General features: G+C 39.9%; 1 pseudogene. It reads left to right on the forward strand.

The window, feature by feature from the left end:
- Positions 1–36: 36 nt before the first annotated feature.
- Positions 37–333: pseudogene (locus tag SB764_RS38980) on the forward strand (flavoprotein); the annotation flags it as partial.

The following is a 333-nucleotide window of genomic DNA, read 5'->3' on the forward strand; positions in this document are numbered from 1 at the left end:
TATAGAATTCACCATGTTACAGCCTCAGTGAATGGTATGAAGATGATAGGAAATCAAAATGAACAAGAGAAAATCCTTTCAAATATAGACGAAATCATCGTAAATGCAGGGAATCGTCCGGATTTTACAATCATTAGCGAATTGCGTACATCTATTGACTCCATTACAGAAAGTGTAAAAGACTTAGCTCCATTAATTGATCCTAACCTTCATAGCTGCGGCACGGTTCGTGCACATGGAGAAGAAGAGCTTCGTCAACCTGAGAAAGACTTTTACATTGTAGGAGCTAAGAGTTATGGACGTGCACCAACGTTTCTCATGGCAACGGGCTAT

Origin of the sequence: Paraburkholderia sp. SIMBA_027, assembly GCF_046535315.1 — a bacterium.
GTDB lineage: Bacteria > Pseudomonadota > Gammaproteobacteria > Burkholderiales > Burkholderiaceae > Paraburkholderia > Paraburkholderia tropica.